Source organism: Halonotius pteroides (assembly GCF_003605635.1).
Classification (GTDB): domain Archaea; phylum Halobacteriota; class Halobacteria; order Halobacteriales; family Haloferacaceae; genus Halonotius; species Halonotius pteroides.
This window is the reverse complement of record NZ_QMDW01000006.1, coordinates 1-18,573: the sequence shown is the minus strand read 5'-3', so window position 1 is coordinate 18,573 and position 18,573 is coordinate 1. Positions and strand designations below refer to the sequence as shown.

25 protein-coding genes are annotated in these 18,573 nt (G+C 52.1%); 9 read left to right on the top strand and 16 right to left on the bottom strand.

What is annotated here, in order from left to right; translation table 11 throughout:
* Positions 1 to 6: 6 nt before the first annotated feature.
* The 8 genes from DP106_RS05325 to DP106_RS05290 form a co-directional block, all read right to left on the bottom strand.
* Positions 7 to 477, bottom strand: coding sequence for a hypothetical protein (locus tag DP106_RS05325; protein ID WP_120083893.1), 471 nt, complete (start codon positions 475 to 477; stop codon positions 7 to 9).
* The gene (locus DP106_RS05320; RefSeq protein ID WP_205738891.1) at positions 477 to 1,139 is read right to left on the bottom strand and encodes a DUF7342 family protein; all 663 of its coding nucleotides are present in this window, start codon (positions 1,137 to 1,139) and stop codon (positions 477 to 479) included. The genes DP106_RS05325 and DP106_RS05320 overlap by 1 nt, the downstream gene beginning before the upstream one ends.
* A gap of 182 nt (positions 1,140 to 1,321) precedes the next feature.
* Positions 1,322 to 2,395, bottom strand: coding sequence for an RNA ligase family protein (locus DP106_RS05315; RefSeq protein ID WP_120083891.1), 1,074 nt, complete (start codon positions 2,393 to 2,395; stop codon positions 1,322 to 1,324).
* Between the two features lie 27 nt (positions 2,396 to 2,422).
* Complete coding sequence (locus tag DP106_RS05310) at positions 2,423 to 2,692, bottom strand: hypothetical protein (protein ID WP_120083890.1); 270 nt, start codon at positions 2,690 to 2,692, stop codon at positions 2,423 to 2,425.
* Positions 2,693 to 2,823: 131 nt separating this feature from the next.
* Positions 2,824 to 3,258, bottom strand: a complete 435-nt coding sequence (locus DP106_RS05305; protein WP_120083889.1) for a hypothetical protein — start codon at positions 3,256 to 3,258, stop codon at positions 2,824 to 2,826.
* Between the two features lie 15 nt (positions 3,259 to 3,273).
* Positions 3,274 to 3,834, bottom strand: a complete 561-nt coding sequence (locus tag DP106_RS05300; protein ID WP_165857829.1) for a DUF7342 family protein — start codon at positions 3,832 to 3,834, stop codon at positions 3,274 to 3,276.
* 379 nt (positions 3,835 to 4,213) lie between these two features.
* Entirely contained in the window at positions 4,214 to 4,657 is a 444-nt protein-coding gene (locus DP106_RS05295; protein WP_120083887.1) for a hypothetical protein, read from the bottom strand.
* Between the two features lie 10 nt (positions 4,658 to 4,667).
* A complete protein-coding gene (locus DP106_RS05290; protein WP_205738890.1) occupies positions 4,668 to 5,189 on the bottom strand; it encodes a DUF7342 family protein in 522 nt (173 codons plus the stop codon).
* A 330-nt stretch (positions 5,190 to 5,519) separates the two neighbouring features.
* Here DP106_RS05290 and DP106_RS05285 point away from each other — a divergent pair, with 330 nt between their 5' ends.
* Together DP106_RS05285 and DP106_RS05280 are read left to right on the top strand one after the other, a co-directional pair.
* On the top strand, positions 5,520 to 5,810 hold the full coding sequence (locus tag DP106_RS05285) for a UPF0175 family protein (protein ID WP_120083886.1): 291 nt from the start codon (positions 5,520 to 5,522) through the stop codon (positions 5,808 to 5,810).
* Positions 5,810 to 6,319, top strand: coding sequence for a DUF3368 domain-containing protein (locus DP106_RS05280; protein ID WP_120083885.1), 510 nt, complete (start codon positions 5,810 to 5,812; stop codon positions 6,317 to 6,319). The genes DP106_RS05285 and DP106_RS05280 overlap by 1 nt, the downstream gene beginning before the upstream one ends.
* 60 nt (positions 6,320 to 6,379) lie before the next feature.
* Here DP106_RS05280 and DP106_RS05275 read toward each other — a convergent pair whose 3' ends face one another.
* From DP106_RS05275 to DP106_RS05255, 5 genes are all read right to left on the bottom strand, one after another.
* Positions 6,380 to 6,910: a hypothetical protein gene (locus DP106_RS05275; RefSeq protein WP_120083884.1), complete on the bottom strand. Its 531-nt coding sequence runs from the start codon at positions 6,908 to 6,910 to the stop codon at positions 6,380 to 6,382.
* Between the two features lie 9 nt (positions 6,911 to 6,919).
* Positions 6,920 to 7,627, bottom strand: a complete 708-nt coding sequence (locus DP106_RS05270) for a DUF7437 domain-containing protein (RefSeq protein ID WP_120083883.1) — start codon at positions 7,625 to 7,627, stop codon at positions 6,920 to 6,922.
* Positions 7,628 to 7,775: 148 nt separating this feature from the next.
* Positions 7,776 to 8,249 carry a PIN domain-containing protein gene (locus DP106_RS05265; RefSeq protein ID WP_120083881.1) on the bottom strand — a complete coding sequence of 158 codons (474 nt, stop codon included), beginning with the start codon at positions 8,247 to 8,249 and terminating at the stop codon, positions 7,776 to 7,778.
* Positions 8,246 to 8,722 carry a helix-turn-helix domain-containing protein gene (locus DP106_RS05260; protein ID WP_120083880.1) on the bottom strand — a complete coding sequence of 159 codons (477 nt, stop codon included), beginning with the start codon at positions 8,720 to 8,722 and terminating at the stop codon, positions 8,246 to 8,248. Before DP106_RS05260 ends, DP106_RS05265 begins: the two co-directional genes overlap by 4 nt.
* A gap of 333 nt (positions 8,723 to 9,055) precedes the next feature.
* A complete protein-coding gene (locus tag DP106_RS05255; RefSeq protein ID WP_120083879.1) occupies positions 9,056 to 9,706 on the bottom strand; it encodes a restriction endonuclease in 651 nt (216 codons plus the stop codon).
* A 37-nt stretch (positions 9,707 to 9,743) separates the two neighbouring features.
* On the opposite strand from DP106_RS05255, the gene DP106_RS15495 reads away from it, so the two are divergent.
* The 5 genes from DP106_RS15495 to DP106_RS05235 all read left to right on the top strand — a co-directional run bounded on the left by DP106_RS15495 (position 9,744) and on the right by DP106_RS05235 (position 13,355).
* Complete coding sequence (locus tag DP106_RS15495) at positions 9,744 to 9,944, top strand: hypothetical protein (protein WP_165857827.1); 201 nt, start codon at positions 9,744 to 9,746, stop codon at positions 9,942 to 9,944.
* 435 nt (positions 9,945 to 10,379) lie between these two features.
* Positions 10,380 to 10,613 (top strand): hypothetical protein, encoded by a 234-nt coding sequence (locus DP106_RS05250; protein ID WP_120083878.1) that lies wholly within the window; start codon positions 10,380 to 10,382, stop codon positions 10,611 to 10,613.
* A 243-nt stretch (positions 10,614 to 10,856) separates the two neighbouring features.
* Positions 10,857 to 11,096, top strand: a complete 240-nt coding sequence (locus DP106_RS05245) for a transcriptional regulator (RefSeq protein WP_120084080.1) — start codon at positions 10,857 to 10,859, stop codon at positions 11,094 to 11,096.
* A gap of 411 nt (positions 11,097 to 11,507) precedes the next feature.
* Positions 11,508 to 12,692, top strand: coding sequence for an orc1/cdc6 family replication initiation protein (locus tag DP106_RS05240; RefSeq protein ID WP_120083877.1), 1,185 nt, complete (start codon positions 11,508 to 11,510; stop codon positions 12,690 to 12,692).
* A 336-nt stretch (positions 12,693 to 13,028) separates the two neighbouring features.
* Positions 13,029 to 13,355 carry a hypothetical protein gene (locus tag DP106_RS05235; protein ID WP_133305102.1) on the top strand — a complete coding sequence of 109 codons (327 nt, stop codon included), beginning with the start codon at positions 13,029 to 13,031 and terminating at the stop codon, positions 13,353 to 13,355.
* Here the strand turns inward: DP106_RS05235 and DP106_RS05230 are convergent.
* Positions 13,328 to 13,849, bottom strand: a complete 522-nt coding sequence (locus tag DP106_RS05230) for a DUF7342 family protein (RefSeq protein WP_120083874.1) — start codon at positions 13,847 to 13,849, stop codon at positions 13,328 to 13,330. The genes DP106_RS05235 and DP106_RS05230 overlap by 28 nt on opposite strands.
* A 652-nt stretch (positions 13,850 to 14,501) precedes the next feature.
* Between DP106_RS05230 and DP106_RS05225 the strand changes: the two genes are divergently transcribed.
* A complete protein-coding gene (locus DP106_RS05225) occupies positions 14,502 to 15,179 on the top strand; it encodes a nucleotidyltransferase domain-containing protein (protein WP_120083873.1) in 678 nt (225 codons plus the stop codon).
* Positions 15,169 to 15,663 (top strand): hypothetical protein, encoded by a 495-nt coding sequence (locus DP106_RS05220; protein WP_205738889.1) that lies wholly within the window; start codon positions 15,169 to 15,171, stop codon positions 15,661 to 15,663. The genes DP106_RS05225 and DP106_RS05220 overlap by 11 nt, the downstream gene beginning before the upstream one ends.
* Positions 15,664 to 16,178: 515 nt before the next feature.
* Here DP106_RS05220 and DP106_RS16530 read toward each other — a convergent pair.
* Both DP106_RS16530 and DP106_RS05210 read right to left on the bottom strand, forming a co-directional pair.
* Positions 16,179 to 16,553 (bottom strand): Cdc6/Cdc18 family protein, encoded by a 375-nt coding sequence (locus tag DP106_RS16530; protein WP_120083872.1) that lies wholly within the window; start codon positions 16,551 to 16,553, stop codon positions 16,179 to 16,181.
* A gap of 199 nt (positions 16,554 to 16,752) precedes the next feature.
* Positions 16,753 to 18,069, bottom strand: a complete 1,317-nt coding sequence (locus DP106_RS05210) for an RNA-guided endonuclease InsQ/TnpB family protein (RefSeq protein ID WP_120083870.1) — start codon at positions 18,067 to 18,069, stop codon at positions 16,753 to 16,755.
* Positions 18,070 to 18,573: the final 504 nt, after the last annotated feature.

Below are 18,573 nucleotides of genomic sequence, written 5' to 3'. Positions count from 1 at the left end.
GGTAACTCAGGGGATCTCATCCTGTGTGTTTAGTACTGATTCGTCGCCGCTCCGAACAGCAGCCCACCACGTCGCAAGGACAGCACGCGTCACCCGTTCAGGTGGGTGATTTGCCCCAATACACGACTGCTCATGCGTGTCTATATTATTCGGAGGATGAAAGTGATAGACTGGGTATGCAGTGCTCTCGTTTGTGCTTTCGCATCCAAACCGGAATTCCAGCCCTTGCTCTCGATAGTGGTATTTGTAATCCTCGTTTGTCCACCATTGGATGTCGAAGTACCCCGCCTCCTGATGGATACCCGGTTGAACCGTAATTCTCGCCTCTCGTGGCCTGGATGGGGCATCCTCGTAGGCCCCGTGGCGCGTATTCTTGTACCGAGCTCGGAGCAACCCTCGTCCGAGTTGATCCGCCGCCGTGTTCACGCTCACGAGAGTTGCATCCGGGTCGAGGGTTGTTCCGTTTCCGAGTACCATTATCCTGCGGACGCAGGATCGGAATTCTCTCCTAACGTCTCCAAACTCGATGTGGATGTTCGGCGTTTCGCCTGCTGGATTCGATACGCGGCGCGAAGGTACTCCAAATCCCTGACGGCTGTCCGCCAGTGGGAGATATCAGTCAGTTCCTCGGCTGTAAGCGTCCGGTCAGAGACGAGCAGTTCGTTGGGAGCGTCCGTGTCGTATCGCTCGCGATAGTCGGCGATCTCGCCTTTCGCAGCCTGTATTCGATCGACGAGGTCATCGGCCATCGATAAGCGGTGGATTTGTTCGATCAGGTACCGATCCGGGTCACGCCGGTATGTGGTTCCAGACTCAGTTCGCTCGATACAGGCAAGCCCCTCCTCAGCGAGTGAATTGAGTGCGTTTCGAGCTTTGGTCTCCGAGACGGCAGCAGTGTCGGCGATCTCATGTGCTGTTTTCGCTGAGACAGTCCGCTTGAGAACGGCTCGGATTCGTTCGTCTGCTGTTGTTGATTCTTTCCACTCTGCGGTAGCGAGTTCGTTGATGTCGCTGATTCCACTCGTTTTGCCGACGAATGGAGCAATGTCGTCCGGCGAGAATTCCTCGTCCGGGAGTTCGTTACCGGTTGGATACACGTCCGGCCCGTTTGATTCGTCCTCTGGTATCGAATCATCCATCATTACGATAGCGTAGAAGATTGAAACATATATATGTTTCAGACGAAAATATGTGGTTCCAATACCTACGTGGCATATCGGTTGTACTCCCCGCTCACGTGGCGTCCGACCACAATTGGTCGGCAGAACGGGAGTCCACCGACAAGACAACGAGTTTACTCGTTGGTAGCTGACGGTGAACCTCATGAAAGGTGTTGCCAGACAGTCGTTGGATCGGCGTCGTTCAGTTCGGCGTTTGTCTCCATCTTCCGGAGTTCCGTGACACATCGCTTGGCGACAAGCGGGTAGACCTCTGCGGGCGTAAACGCAAACTCAAGCTCCATGATCTCTTGCCAGTGTTCGGCCCACATATCCTCAACCACCCGCGGATACAGATCCTCCACGAGATGAAGCCCGAACTCTCGGTTCTCCTCGATAACGAGTGACCGAACCGTCTTCCGGATTCGGGCAGATGTACAGTACGTTGCAACGAACTGTTCAGCCCCCGTTTCTGCGTCAGCCGGATCGCGCCCGAACTGCTCACGGTTCAACTCCTCAAAGTCGTCACGAACCACTTTGACACGGCGATTGTGGCTGTCACTACGAATGACGACACCTTCAGCACGAATATCGTTTGTAAGCGATGAGTTCGGAACGTCGTAGCTTTCGGGATCAAATTCGGTTGGCTCGGTGATGATTGTCGCGGGAACGAACGAGCGATCAGGGGGTGTACTCCCGACTTGAATTCGGTCAAAGACATCCCAAGCCTCCCTGGTCGAGAGGAAGCCCTCGAACGTCTCGGCGTATGGATTCCCTGGTGGCGTCATCGAGTCGATGGCTCCGTACGGAAGAATATCGAAGCCGACCAGTGCGGGAAGGTTCTGTTCAGTGTATCCGTAGTCCAACGTGGAGTACACCAAGTTCTCTGCGTACACGATGAGGGGGCTGCCGTGTTCGTCGTGGACTTGACGGAGGGCGTCCGTCTCGATCCCATCGCGGAGACACCGAACGGCCCGGTGGAGTGCCCCATCAATATTCGCAAGCGTGTCGCGATGACAGCCCCTGATCGAGCGGCGTGTGCCGAAGACGAGACTTCCATCTCCATCAGCGGCACTCACAACGGGATCGGGATACGAAGTTGTGTACCGCTCGTCGTAGAGCGTGAAGCGGAACGAACTCCCATCGAATTTCTCAAGAATCACCAAGTCCTCGCTGTCGAAGAACGATTCCGGAACGACAGGGTGGTCGTATCGTGGAATCTTCGGATATACTTTCATCGGTTGGCGGAGGAGTGTCGCAATCGATCAGACATCACTATCAGTCCTGGATTTAGCCTCATCCCAAGTTCGGACGGCGTCTCCGATAACAGTCTGAAACTCTTCGACAGGAGTGGTACGGACATTTGTGGGCATGGGCCCGTAGTCGTCCCACTCAGTGGCATACCGGACGACTCTCGATCGAAGACGGCCGTCTGCCGACTCTGTGTCGTACGTTTCGAAGATGTGGTGAACGCCAAGTACCAGTACCTCTCCGAGTTCTTCGTGTCGGTATACCGTGTGTTCAGTGAGGTTCATCTGTGCTCGGAGAGATCATGTTAGTCTGTACCAGCGATGACAGTAAATGCTTTCTGTGGAATGTCGACGCCGTCGAGGTGATCGCACTTCTGATTCCACTCATCCGGGTGGTAAGGCTACCTGCTCCTGCCTCAAGAATCGTGAAGTGTCGACACCCGTTCAGCAACCCAATCGAGTACCGTAAACAGTACGTCGAGATGGTGGGTTCCGGCGGACGCGGGCTCCGCATCGCCAGCATCCGGTGGTGGATGAAAATGTGTTCGTGGGAGGTCTGTTTTCGGATGTCGATCCCATCGGCACTGGTACTGTGTCTCGTCGTGGGTTTCCAGATAGTGAACGTAGTAGTCACCGGTCACAAACCAGTGGATATCGAGACGTGCGGCATCAACGGATGCAGGATATGCTGATGAATCGAGTGTGATCTCCAGCACTCGTGGTGACAACCGATCCGGGCGAAACGCCCACGATGTGACTAATGGGTGTGTTTCGGAACGGCGGGCAAGTGTCTCCATCGTTGTTCTGTCAAGCCGACCACCACCTTGTGTGCCGTCATGTTCATCGGTCATCTATCGAGCATCTATTTACGCAGAAGCCTCAGTTTGGCCGTCATCGTGTTGGGAACGCTCAGCTCGTGTGATGGCATCTTGGAGCAGTTCGATATCGTATCGAACGGTTCGCCAGCGGGACAGCGACGCAAGCTGTTCGTGTACCTGTTCATGATTAGTGTCGGCCAGCCGTGTGGAGGGGACAGCATTCGGATCTGGAACCTCGAATTGTTCTTGAAACTGTGTGTCTTCGTCAATTAATTCCGTGAGCCGCTCTCGGAGTTCCGCCGGTGGATGCTCATCGGCGAGCGTTTCGATTTGTTTCCACCGGAAGTATGAACCGTTCCGCCGGAATTCTGCCGGACGGCTTCCACGCTTTGTAGCGATTTCCATTTCGACTAGTTGTGTGAGTGCATTTCGAGCCCCATCCACCGAACATTGCGCACGCTCTGCAATTGTATTTGCCCGTTCGTACTCAGTAACGCCGGTAAGCACGTCATATACCCGCTGGAATGTCGTTCGATCTTCACGCCACTGTTGTTGTGCTGTCTCCGTGTCGCTCGGTGGTGACTGCTTCGTTGATGTTTCTTCAGACATGTATCCTCCTTTGAGCTATATCGATATATATCTTTACCAAAATAGAAATATCGACATATCAAATTAGACTTCCCTGTCGAAGACGACCCAACAGTTGTTATACAGATGATAATATTATCCTATACATAATCGGTACTTCCCAACCGAAATCTCAGCAGCCATGTTGAATCCATCTGAGTCGATGAATCTCACAGCGGCTGCCGGATAGTTCTCTGTCCTGCGGTGAAACCACTGGTAAGCAGCGATACGATCCACTTCTACAATGCTCTCGTGGAAAATATCCGAACGGTTCGATGTGATCACCCGTTGTCGACGCTTCATTGACAGACGGCCTCCGCTTGCTCGGCAATTGCATCCCAGTCGTATTGTTGGACGTGTTTCACGGGTCTTCTGTGAGTGCTGGTATCCGTTCCTCAAAAAGTCGTTCAACAGCAGTCCAGAGAATTTCTGACGGGATAGTCTTCGAAAAGTAGGCCTGTTCATGGCTACTACCTCGGGTTTCCGGTTGAGTGTATTGGAAATGAACGGGGCCGAGGTCTGGATGGTCATCGTCTTGGTACCAGCCGCAACTGAGCCCCGTATTCGGATCAGCATAGTGGATCTGGTAGTACTGTTCTTCGGTATCGAACCGCCATTCGACATCGAGTTTCGGCTGCTCGGGGCCAGTAGGTGGATTGATTCGCGAGGGGTCGATCTGTGCTCGCAAAAATTTCTTACTGATACTGTTAGGTTCGTAATTGACCGTTCTCACTTCGGGTTGTCGTTGGAGAACGTCTTTTAGCCCTTCGTATACTGTGCTGTCGATAACGCCTGAGAGCCCCATTGAGTAACTCCTATCTGGTAGCAAGGGCGTCTCGTTCGGTCGCCCAATCGTATTCGTTGAGTGCTGCTCGAACCACCGACAGTCGATCTGCAATGTGTTCCCACTCACTGGCAACTTCTCGTCGCTGATCAATCTCGTCTCTTTCATCAAGATCTGCGATACTCGCACGCAACTGACTCGGCGTGTCGACGTCATATGTGTCCCGCCAATCGATGACTTGCGTTCGCATTGACTCCAGTGTTGAGGTAAGCTCTTCGCGATCATGTTCCCGCTGGAGGGTGGCAACCTCCCGATAGGTTGCCATGAGTTGGTCGATACGATAGAGAGTCTGCTCTCCTTGCTTCAGTTTTCGGAGGACATTGTCTTCGACGAGTTGATCGAGGTACTTTTGTGCAGTTTTCACTGACACGTCCGTCTCTTCGGCAACCCACGAGGCAGTTTGAGGCTCTCGAAGCGTTCGTGCTGCGGTTCGCACGCGTTCTCCTCGTGTTCTCGAAGGCCTTTCACGACGATCACCTGTGTCTTTGGTCATAGATCCTCCTATGCGATGTAGAACCATATATCCAATAGTTTGTATATATACTACGTTCAGGATTCCCCGCTGTTTTAATCGATTGACCATAGCTCAGACTCTACAAGTTATATTCAGACATATCGCATTCAGACATATCGCATTCAGCCGTCGGAATAGCTATCAATTTATCAAAGTGATGCCAGCGCAGTCATTACGCTTGTCAAAGGCGACGACAGAGCCACTATTTCCGCCGACAGAAGCTCCACTAGACCACATCGTGGGGAAGCATAGAGAATTCCAAGGCGGATGCACCGAAGTACTTGTATACATTGAAAACACAGTATACATATGGGATCGATCTCCGCACGCGTTCCTGATGACTTAGAAGAGGAGTTGAAGACGTTCATCGACGAGGAACGCCTGGATACGAGCACGGCGATCCGAAAACTGCTCTCAGAAGGATTAGACGAGTGGCGAACGGAACAGACACTCGAACGGCTGCAGCGCGGTGAGGTGAGTTTCAATAAAGCGGCTGAACTTGTGGGCGTGGACACGTGGGAACTCGCCCGCCTCGCCCACGAACGGGACATCACGTGGGTCGGCGGCGACCACCTTGAATCCGACCTCGACGATATCTAATGTATGTCTTCGATGCGACGCCGCTCATATACCTCGCCAAAACAGAGCGACTCTCTTTGCTCAGTCGTCTCGATGCATCTCGACTGATTCCACAGCGTGTATACAAGGAGGTTGTGACGGTCGGTCTCGACGCCGGCTATCCGGATGCCCGTCATATCGAACAATCAGTAGCGGAAGGTGTGTTCGATGTGGTTTCAGCACCTGCAAATGCGCTCTCCAAACGACTCAGGGAAAGCCCAAACGTCAGTGATGCCGACGTTGCAGTACTGGCACTCGCAGCTGACCACGGAGCGACAGCCGTGATGGACGACGCGTACGGTCGGGATATCGCCGATGTGGAAGGCATCGAAACACGAGGAACCGCCTATCTTGTTCTCTCACTGGTTCGGGACGGAGAACTCGAAGCGGATGACGCACGGGAGACACTTGAGGCGATGCTTGAGGCGGGGTGGCACTGCTCACCAAGCCTCTATTCAAAGCTGCTTTCGAAGCTGGAAGAAGTAGCCTAGCAGTCCCTCCATTCACCGCCGACAGCGTACAGCCAGCAGCTGAATAACAATGCTGAAACGTTAGATTATTTCCAGTGAGTCACCGGGATCGTCTCCAATGATATCTGTCAAGCCATATATCGTAATCGAGTCTGTGTATCCCTGCGCTCGAACTGCATTTTCGATTCCTTTCTTTGCTGGCTGATCGTCGGTAAGCACGATGACACCCATGGTTGAGCGGTCTCTAACGTACTGAATGGCCAACCCTGCCAATATTCCATCTGTTTTTTCGACCTCGTGTTCGGCTTGGTTGGTTTCACTCGCGATGGTTCGTCTGGCAATATCGCTCGCTGTGACAGCATCCCCATCAGCTGGAGAGGGTGTATCGATGATTTCGGCCCAGCCCTCCTCAAGTGCCGTCTGGACGCGATCCATCTCTGGGCCACCGAGCTCACCGATCACGCGCCGAGGGAGTTTGCAGACGACGTCGGCATTCCGCACTGCATTTCGGAATTGCCGATACTGTGGATTCGATGGACGCCCAATCGCGAAGAAGATATTCGCGTCGACAAGGACATCCTCCTCAGCAGAGAATGGACTGTCGGTACCCATCTAGCAGACTCACCTTTCAGTGTCCGACGATCGTGGTGGGCCGTTTTGGCCGGTATCGAGAGTCGGGAGATCCATTTCGTCATCCACGTCTGGAAACAGATATTCAAAAAATGGATCATGGTCTCGGCCAACGGCCAGTGCCGGTTTGAGTGCGTAGATGATCATCATCGCTTCTGTCGCACGAACGTCGATATCAGTGGCGACCATCCGCTGGGTTGTTTTTCCTGCGAAATGGAGTCCGGCACCGCGCAGGGCAGCAATAAGCTTCCCGAGACCGTATCGGTCTATGAAGTACTCGACGTCCTCGTCGATCTCTTGGAGTGAGAGGGCATGAAGAACGGTCGGCGTGATGACGATTGGGGCGTACTGTTCGACGAGGAGGACTGGCTCGGCACTCAATTGTTGGGGACGCGTAGAGTCGTCACGTTTGATGAGGCCCAACTCGACCAGTTGATCAATGTACTCGTATGTCGTCGATTTCGAGAGATCCAGTGCGTCCATGACTTGCGGCGGAGTGACTGGGGCCCAGTAGCAAACATAGATGTAGACGCGGGCGAGTGCAGGGCGGTTGAGTAGTTCGACGACTGTTTCGAGTTGGGAGGCATTCTGGGCCAATGTCTCCGGTTCAAGTGTTTCTTTGTCCATTGTATCGATCGGTGGTGGATCTGAGGTGTCGATTCCACCATCCGGACGAACATGATCGCGAGCAGGTGGCATATGCTTAGTTCGAAGTCTGTGTACTTTATACTAGCGGTGGTTTCTCAGGAGGGATGGGTCGACCACATGTCAAGAAGAAATACAGATCGTCGGGGTATTTGCCACCCGCGAAGAGGGAGAGGTGTGCGCTCGTATCTCTATCAAACAGTTACAACACTGTCGTCGGGTTCTCAAGATCGACTCGCTCGTTTACGCCACGCCGTGTGGTGATATCGTCGACAATATTTCGAAGCTTGGAATCAGCAGTGACCAGACAAACGGTTCCATCGGTGGCGAGTTCACAGATCAACGCGGGAATATATTGGTCGGCCTGCACAGCGTGTTCTGGTAACGATTCGTCGGCAATTCGTCGCCTCGCTTCATCGATGACATCGCTGTACGCCTCGAAATCAGGCACCTGGACTTTGAGTATTCCTTGATCAATGAGTTCTTGAATCGTCTGTGCAGAATTTTTGTGGTTTGCTGGTGAGTCCTCTCTCGATAGGACATCATCCACAAGTTCTTGTTTTACTGCACGAGGGAGAATGATCCTTTCTCCTTGTCTTGCGGCAGTCCGAGCTTGAGTAGGGAACGAGCGGCCGTGCATGATGACGGCGTTCGTGTCAAGGACAATCCTCCTCATCGATTGAGAAGATCAAGTTCGGATGCAACACGCAGAAAGTCCGCATGATCCATCTTGAGAGACGCACTAGCTTCTCGATAAGTCAACTCACCAGCTTCGATCTCGTCCCAGCGGGCCATAATCTCGTCGAGAATCTCGTCACCATACCGTTGGGATGCATACTCCAGTGTCTGGGTTTCCTCCTCGACAGCAGATACGACCTCGTCGAGGGAGAGTTCGATACTGAAATCCACCGCTGCATATGTGGCTGGCTTCTCCTGAAGTCGGTCGAGTAATCCTGCTTCGTGTAGTTCACGACAGTATTCGTGTGCTGTCGAGTGCGGTAAATCGAGATCCTGTTTCAATTCGCTGACTGTAAGCTCTTCATGCGCCGCCGCGTAGGTCAAAATGTTTAGCTTCCGGTCATTCGCTAACTGCGCTCCGATTGCTTGGAGTTGCTTCCGGGAGAGTGATGTGTGCTCGGTTGTGCTCATCTTTCTTTTTTAGTATACGAAACTGTTGTATATACACTTTGCGCGTATAGTAGCTTTCCATGAGTCACGAGAGCAACGATATAGATCGAGGAGGTTGATCCATACATAACCGTGTCACGGGAGAACAATGGGAATAGAAATCTGTGTTGCTTCCGGGTGAGCTGTGAGCACCGATACCCATTCCCTCCAGAGTCGCTCAAGAGCAATCAAAAGAATCTCGAAGATGATGACTGGATTTCGAGCGCAAGCCTCGCGCTTCAGCGCGGGGAGGATGTCAAGCCAGAACGTCGAGTGTGCGCTTAATTCAAGAGCTGATTCCAGTGGGTTCAGGGTTCAGCTGAAATCGTAGTCACAGACCAAGGCACTCACGTAGTCGTCGCGGCCAGTTCGATCCGGGACATAACAGGGTGGGTCGGACGGATGCTCGAAGGCAGGCCCCCTGAGGTGGTCTGGATAGTCGTCGACTGCGTGGCGGCGAAGCATCGTCGTCAGTGACGATCGAAATGAGAGCAGATCGCGTTCATGTCTGTGACTGAGGGTTCCACGCGGTGGTCGGAGTTTTGTTAGTGGTGGCAGTCGATCTTTAAGCAGATCATCATGGGTGAGTAATCTGACATCGTAGACCTGTGCCAGCTTCCAGGCGCGGTCGGTGAGATACGTGGTGTGACAAAGTAGAGGCATTGCACTGCCGATGTGTGCCAACAAACAGAGCCTGATAATCGTTTCCTCACCAATTGGCTTATTCGCCCAGTCTTTGCATTCACAAACGAGGTAATCGCTCGGCTCGCCACGATGAGAGTCTCGTTTGGCGACTACATCGGCGGTCAGTTCGAGCAACTGTTGTCGTTGGGCTGTTAGATACCCCCACGATTCAAGCGTTTCAGCGAGACGGTTTTCGAGCCACTCGCCGTTGCCTTGCCCACGGCCGGGAGTCGTTTCTCTGGGTGGCTCCGTTTTGTTGTCGGGGTCAGTAGCGTCAGTCATTGGTTGGGTTGGCGGTGGGAGTGGTCGGGTTGTTCGGATGGTTACTCATAGAATGGCACTGGGTGTGGAGATTGATGCCTGCCTTACGCACGGATGGAGTGATCTCGGGGGAGCAATCAGTGGAATCAGTCACCGCATCGTCGATCGAAAGCACCACTGGATCGTTGAGACAGGGCTGGTGCTGTTGGCGGGAACTGAAGGAACGCATGCCAACGGTCGCAAGGACTCGATAGAGTAGTGGGTGTGGTTGGTGAGGTGCTTTTAATCGGCAGTCCAGACAGTACCATGCTGTGGGTTGCCAGGTGGTGTGTTGTGGGGGTGTCTGCTCAGCGATGACCTGACTGCCTTCCCGTAGCGGGTCGCCACACGCTTGGCAGGTGACTGGTGTGTTGGCCGGAAGCAGTTGCCCATCGAGAACTGCTGGGAGGGATGCGGTGACTGTTGATGGTGCGTTGGATGTGGCTTGTAGTGGAGCTTCTTGGCCGACCGAAGGACTCTCAGCAGTGGGTGTGATGTGTTGGGTGGGTATTTTGTTGGGTTGTGGTATAAGTACTGGCAGTGGATCTGTCGAATCGTCACAGTTGACTGTGATTTTTTGTGCAGTCGTCGTTGCTGCCGTAGAGACGAGACGGAGTTGGGGTGCCAACAGGACTGGCCATATCTGTTGGCTGGTGTGGTTACTGCCGCGGCCGACCTGTCCGTCAATGATGAGTTCGTCGACACCAAGTGTGAAGAGAGTCGTCAGGTCTTCGTTGTGATCACTGCAGCGACACTGGCCGATGGCGTACCTTCCTTGATCAGCTGGACGGTAGAGGTACAACGTGATATGATCGTCTTCGTTCAGTGTCTTCTTGCAGACCTGACAGCCCGCTTCCTCTCCAACGACCGACTGCAGATCAAGGTATAATAAGCTCTGTTTTAGTTGGAATTCGATACTATCTTCCAGTCTTGAGGTAGATGTTCTCATGGTTCTCGTTGGAACGGGAACCGAGTCCTAGTGTCTCAGCACTAGGGCACTTCTTCGTGGTTAGTGCCCGAGCGGACTCAGCTTCCATCCATTAGTCGATTGTCTATTGGTAAATACCTTTGGCTAATCGACTAATGGGTTTAGTCCAGCAACCATATGTGGCGCAATGATAATAGAGAATACATGGCCGAGAGAGGGCGAGACGAAGAAAGTGGGAAATTTACCGAGGAATACCCAAAAGAAGATTTTATCAAGGCCCTGAAAGAACTCGAATCAACTGGTACGACCGATATAGCTGAATCCGTTGGTTGTGACCGCCGTACGGCCTATCTTAAACTCAATATTCTTGAAGAAGAGAATAAAGTAGAAAGTAAAAAGATTGGAAATGTGTTGCTGTGGGAGCTTGCTGTGGAGTCTGTCTGACACGGCGATCTTCGAAATCAGCTGATCTGCTCCTTGCTGGTATATAATGAAGAAGTGAATTTTGTGATACCGCTCACAGAACGCGAATCCATGCGGTGTAAGGAACACTCACACCCCACTGCTTCCGCTGTTAGCGCACCAGGGCTCGTGGCCTGGTGAACTTTCACACCCCAGTGGTTCCGCTGTTAGCGTGACAACTTTCCGTGACGCGGGTACACCCACCCCACTGCTTCCGCTGTTATAGCATCGTGAATACTGTTTTACACTTGCTCAAATCACTCACTCATATTATTGAGGGGGCTATTTTCGATTAACAGCGGAAGCGGTGGGGTCAAAATTATATAAAGAAACGCTAACAACAGAAACAACGGAACCATTGGTTTTATAAATATCGTAGGAGTTGTCGGTATCATGGGCGATTTCTCGTTCGTGCCAAACAACTCCATCTTTAAGAATCGCGAAGCACTTCTTGAGGAGTGGACGCCGGATGATCTGGTCGGCCGCGATGAAGAACTCAGTCAGTATCACGCCGCGCTTCAACCGGTTATTAATAAAGAGACCCCTTCGAACATCTTTCTCTACGGAAAAAGCGGGGTAGGAAAGACAGCAGCTACTCGCTACCTTCTCCGTACGCTTCAAACAGATGCTACAAACGTCCCAGGACTTGCGCTTACGATGATCGAAGTCAACTGTGATGGGCTGAACACATCCTACCAGGTGGCGGTGAAACTCGTCAACGAACTTCGGGAACCTGGCCGACAGATTTCGAACACGGGATATCCTCAGGCAAGTGTCTATGAATTCCTTTTCGATGAACTCGATGCCTGTGAGGGAACAGTGCTCATTGTTCTCGATGAAGTCGACCACATTGAGGATGATTCACTTCTCTACAAACTGCCGCGTGCGCGTTCAAATGCGGATATCACCGATGCGAGACTCGGCGTAATCGGTATCTCGAATGACCTTGATTTCCGAAATCAACTGTCATCGAAGGTTCGGTCGTCACTTTGTGAGAAGGAGGTTTCGTTCAGTGCTTACGATGCCGATGAACTTCGGCTTGTGCTTGAACAACGCGAACGTGTCGCGTTTCAGGATGATGTTCTTGAAGACGGGGTCGTCTCAATGTGCGCAGCCTACGGAGCCAAGGATTCCGGTGACGCACGGAAGGCACTGGATCTACTGTTGGAGGCTGGTGATGTCGCTCGGGAAAATGGGGCAGAGACGGTGACTGAACAACACGTCGAGGACGCTCGTGAACGTGTCCAGACAGACCAGGTGGTAGAGGGCATACAGAACTATTCCCAGCACGGGAAGCTCGTATTGTACGCACTGACGCTACTCCACGAACGCGGTGAGACGCCAGCACGGACACGGGAGGTTGTGGATGCGTATCGAAATGTAGCTCATTCAGAAGGAATGAGTCCCGTTTCGGAACGGTCGGTACGTGACTATATTGGCGAATTAGCGCAACTGGGGATCGCCAGTTCAGCTGAGCACAATCGCGGGAAAGGCGGTGGAAAGTACAAAGAACATCGGCTGGAGCAGTCTATTGCTGCGATCCGAAGTGGATTGTCGACGTTGTTAGACTCCAATTAAATCGATGACTTCGGTGAGTCTGTTGTTGAGACCAGCTCTTGTTGTGGTCTAACAGCGGAAGCGGTGGGGTGGGGGTGTGGCTGTTCGCCAAAGTGGGGATGCCATTGGAAATACTGGTGTTGTCGATTCTGAAATTGTTCTCCTCACAGACAGTCCGTCAACTTGAGTAGATCTTATCCTCAAGACAGTTCAGGGTGGGTTTGAGACGGAGTTGAGTTTTGAGGGATTGTCCACACTCAACGCTGTGCGCCAGCATTTTAGTATGGCCCTCGTGACCAGCTCTGGCGGTTCAACATCGATACATGATGGAACCCGCGATGTTGCATCCGGAGGTGTATGGAAATGCTTTGGTGGGGCATTTGGTTCGGGATGCCGATCGAATCGAAACTCCATCCCAGTATCTCCGCGGTAATGGAAATTGTAACACTCGTTTTCTGTCCAGACGACATCAAAACGCCCACACGGACTCGAACCGAATCCAGCATCGACTGTAACGGTCAACTCAGGCTGTGGATCAAGCCGACCGTCGAGACTGTGATGACTGACGAGTGGTTCAGTGTCAAGGAAGATGTCTCGAATGTTTACGAGCGCGTCGTAGTCGATTGGGCCGGTATCACCTCTCAGATCAGCCATCGTCAAGCAAGAACCCTATTGGCATCATAGAAGCTGATCGCTACCTTCGTGAGATACAGGTTCTGTTCTGCGGTTTGCCAAGCGGTGTGATCCTCCCAACCCTCTGTATCATCCGGTTCTAGTTTCTGGGCGAGTTCGGTAGGAGATTCGACATTGTGCTTGTCTCTCCACGTATTAACCGTCTCCTTGATGGTCTGGAGTTCTGTCACGAGTTCATCTTCGTCGTATGCTTCGTGGAGTTTGACTACCTGCCGATAGATGTACATGTGATCATTGCGCTTGTACAGCGTCCCCTGGGTAGTCTCAAGTGTCTCAACGACTCCGAGATCAGCCAGATCCGCGAGTGCATCACGAACTACAGGTTCACTCGCATATGCCTGTTCAGCAATGGCAGCCGCTGACGTTGGCTCTTGGATCCGCTGGACAACAGTGCGAATTCGTTCTCGTGTCGTTGTCTCTGCTTTCCAGTCCTCAATCGCCGCCTGGTTCACATCCTCGTAGTCTGGTGGTGGGTCTATTTTCATCTGTAACCTCCGTTGGTTTGTGGTTGTTGCGTTGCTGGTCGGCCGCGCGTTTGCGACTCGTAGTTAATATATTGTTTCTACTGCAAATATGTCTTTTGACAGCTGCTCTCCTGCTGATTAGAAGCCATGCATCAACCTCCTTCTCTCACACCCCACCATGTCGAGTGTTCTTGTATCAATGGCGGTGATTAAAATCAATCGCATGAGTTGTCTCACACCCCACCGTGTCGAGTGTTCTGTATCGACGGCAGTGGGCAAACTCGATCCACGAGTTCTCTCACATCCTACCCTGTCGAGTGTTGTTACGAATACACTTGCCAATTTTGGGATCATTTGACGCATTAGACGCAGTGGTTTTATCGGGACTTCCTGAGCGGCCCGGCATTCGAGCGTCCGTCCGACCCACCCTGTTATGTGCCGGATCGAACTGGTCGTGACGACTATGTTAGTGCACCAGCCTGCGACTACGACTTTGGTTAACTCGTTGTTCGATCCGACCGAGAATATCCAAACACGACTCCACCTACGACCGGGATTCAAAAATCATCTCTGACTCGTACTCAGCCACTATGTGAGTCAGCTCCTGGACGTATGCAAAACAGTCGATAGGAACCTCCACAAGTTACTTTGATATTGGGGAGATAAACTATCTATGGGCAGAAAAAATATCCAGAATAGCGCATCACTTGAGCTACCGGTTCCTGTCCCGTCGACAGATATCTTCAGTCACGCTTGTACTGGGGAAGTTCTTGGCTTACTTGTCGACAATCCCTTCACGGGGTTTGGAATTCGGGATCTAAGTCGGGCAACGGATCATCCTCACCGAAGTATTTCGTCGGCTGTCGATGATCTTGAGACGGTTGGCTTCGTCGACATTGAGTACACCGGGCGAAAAAAGCTCGTTCGGATTAATCGAAGTCGACTCAACAAGCCTGACGATCCAGTTATTCGGATTCCACAGGACGAATTTCATTCACCAGTACGAGAACTTCTCACGGGGCTGACTGACAAGATTGCCCATATTCACGGTGTCGTCCTGTTTGGTAGTGTCGCCCGTGGAAATGCTGACCGGCGAAGTGATATCGATTGTTTCGTTCTCGTTGAGGGAATGCAGGCAAGAGCCCAGCAAACCGCTGACGAGTTGACATCTGATTTGAACGAAGAGAATTTTCATGGTGACCGATACAAATTCCATGTCCTCGTCGAATCCGTCAAGAGTGCCCACGAGTACGGGGATCGACTACGCGAAATCTTTGCCACTGGGATCACGCTGTATGACTCTGATATCCTCAAACAGCTCAAATCGGAGGTATTGACAGATGGACAATAGTTACGTGGATGAGGCACTGACTGATGCTGAAACAGCCTTCAGACAGACTCGTGGGCAAACAGCCGAATCCGACTTGGATGTCTCTACTGCTGCCCTCGTTCAGTTGCGGAAGGCCTGCCGGCTGCTCGAAGCCGCACGAACCCTTCGTGAGCAGAATGGGTATTATACCGTCGTTATCGAGGCGTCATTCGTAGCTGTCGAGCATAGTATCCAGTTCTATCTCTTATACCGTGGACACGCATCTGGGGAAGACTTGCGATATGAACATACAGAGGTCTACCAACAGGGTAGAGCGGCAAATCTGTTTAGCAAAGCGTTTGCCGATTGCCTCGCACAGCTGTGGAAGCAAAACCGAGCTAAAGTGTACTATCGGGAAACGGTCGCCAGTGCTGAACAGGCCGACGCAATGCTGTCGCTTGCTGATGCAGTCCACCGATACATTCTGGACTACGCGTCACTGCAGTACGAATGTGTCTGTTCTTAGTGGATAATTTTCGGGTCACACCCACAGTTTTCGCTGTGAACACCGGTCAGTAGTAGTATAATGTGTACCTAATAGTGCACCTGGTATTTTATTCTACCACTTACCGGTGGATATGTAAATAATTGCAGGACAACAACGGATAATGGGTTCGAGAGACCGACTTATAATAATAACAAGAAGGATAGGTACATGTGATAGCAGTGTGGGGGAAGGCGACAAACAGTCCAAAATCTCACTCAAATCAGAGAGCGATCAGATGTACGGGCGGTCAAGGCGACTGCCCCAAGGCAGTTCACGAGAAATAGCTATTTTTGTTCATCGAGAGACTTCTTCTCTTCCCGCAAGGAATGGGCGTTCTGACACTCAATCGGAACCGACGACTCATAAAGATCTTACAAACGTCAATCAACTCGTTCTCACACCAGAAATATTCGATCGTTGGATGGCAGGAGCAAATCAGGTAAGCTCTGATATACCGACGGCGGGCAACGATCGTCATAGATACCACACGTTCACTACAGCCTCAGTGCAGTGATGTTATGCTTATTTAATAAATACACTCCTCCCACCCCCGGGTGCGTCGTGAACCAATCCACCAAGCCGAACACCCCATCGAGCCGATCGATCGAATCAAGCATCTCAATCGTTGCCTCAAAATCGGTATTCAGCTCCCAGAAGTATTTGCGACCACCTTCGGAGCCCGCCGTTCGCGTTGAGTACTGCGTTACGCTCAGTAAATCCAACTCTTTGAGATGGTCACGGACACGATCCAACGAGATGTCGTTCGTCCCAAGTTCCGTACAAACATCCCGATACGTCGCATACACTTGCCTCGTTCGAGCCGGTGTCTCTCCTTGGGATTCCAACAGAACGAGTGCGAGAAGTCCCAAATGATCCTATAGGGTGAGCCCTTCGATACTTCGCATTACTGAACGACGGTCGACTTTTGCCTCAGCTTGCTGAGCATGCTTATCTGTCACGCGATCATCGCTTTGGTTCAGTGCGATCTCACCAGTTTCATACAATTGACATCCTCCATCCGCCTGAATGCGGAGGAATCCCACGGTTCCGCACCGCTGGATTGGGATATTAGGGTTTGCAGTCTACCACTTGTTCCCGCGGTGAGAATCCGTGGGACAAGTCATGTAGATAGACTGCTGGCTGTGCCAACCAGCCGGTACTCCTATCCTGGCCCAAACTGGCCGAAGACTCGGAGTTACTTTGATCGTTGGTGTTGAGACGGATGTTCTCCGCTCCACTCACGTCAGCGTTGAACGCTGCATCGCACGACTCACAGACGTACAATCCACGGGCGACGCGCTGACTATCATCCTCTCTCCCGCACACGCAACACGTCTTGCTCGTGTCACGCTCTGATATTTCCACGACCTCGATTCCCTCACCCTTCGCCTTGTATGTGAGAATCTTCGTGAAGCGGTCGAACGCCCACCCATGCAGGTCGAGGTTGCCATGTTTGCCCCAGTTTTTCGAGCTACCGTCTTCATCCTCTCGGACACCCGCCAAATCACCGATGTTGATGCGACCAACACCTTTCTCAACACAGCGTTCAACGATGTGTTTCGCAAGACTGTGGAAAAAGTGAGTGCGGCGTTCCGACCACTTGTGGTGGAGTCCCGAGGCTCTTTCGCCATTGCTGTTGTCGCACGTAGCAATCTCTTTCGGGAAGTAGTAGCCGTCTTGTTTCAGGCGGTTGCCGGGGTACAGGTCGGCGTCTTCGGTGCTGTAGGCGACCGCCGCGAAGTTGTTGATTCCGAGGTCGATACCCGCTGCTTCGTCGCCAGGAGGGTTGGGGGTCTCGATCTTGTTTTTGCAGACGAGATGGAGTTCCCATCGCTCTTTCTGCTGGTCGTGGACGGCTCTGACTTGTTGCAGGTTATCAACCTCAACGCCGGGGCGTGTCTCGTATTCGACAAGGATGTACTCCCATGCTTTCGGGTGTTCTTTGTGATTCGCACCTTTTGACAGTCGAACACGGTTGTTCTTCGTGTCGTGTTTGATGCCGTTTTGCTTCCACGTCACCGTCGAACGCGGGTGTTCTTCGTGGACGCGGCGGCCTTGGTCGTCGTAGTGGTTTTCTTTGCGGTAGCCGGGCGGATTGTCTCGGTCGTCGTCCGAGGAGTACCACGAGTTGAAGCTTTCAGCGAGTTCCTCCAGAACCCGCTGACTGGACTGTGAGTGCAGTCCCTTGTAGGTTGGATGGGTCTTCAACTCGTCTTTCAACTTCTCGTGATCAGGAATCTCGCCCGTCTCCTCCCAGACTTCGCGGGAGTGGTAGTTGGCGACGTTCCAGAGTTTGCTGGCACTCCACCCATGACGGTCAAGCGACTCTGCAACCTGTGGACGGTTACAGATTTTCGCTCGGTGGGTGCGGTGGACTTCCAGCATTCTGAATGCCTGTATAATCGTTTATAATTGTTTTTATTATAAAAGGTGTGGTTAGACGTGGAATATCCGGCCATGCTATTGTGGTGTGGTTAGTGACTCGCTCATGTCGGTTTCATTACCCGCCTGTTCGTCACTCGGTTCCGACCGAGGCGGTCGTAACGCTCGTTCCTCTCAGTAAGGTGGGTGTATTCACCTTGCCAATCTATAACTTGTGTATAGTTATCATCGTGAACCTACGGGTGTATAGTGAAGTTATTGATCCTCGATCTTTCTGTTGGGCCTGAATGTTGATAGTTCGCGACACCCCCCGGGGGTGTCATATAGAAGATCGCACCCAGAATGTTCTTTGGTAGAGTTCACTACACACCCGGGGGAGGGGAGTAAGGAGATATTCAAGCGGAATTTGAAGAGGCTCTTGCCTAATCTGGTGAAAAAATGCCTGAGATTTGATATTAGAATATTTGGAGTGACCGATGCAGAGGTTGAGAGGTTGTAATCAGCGAG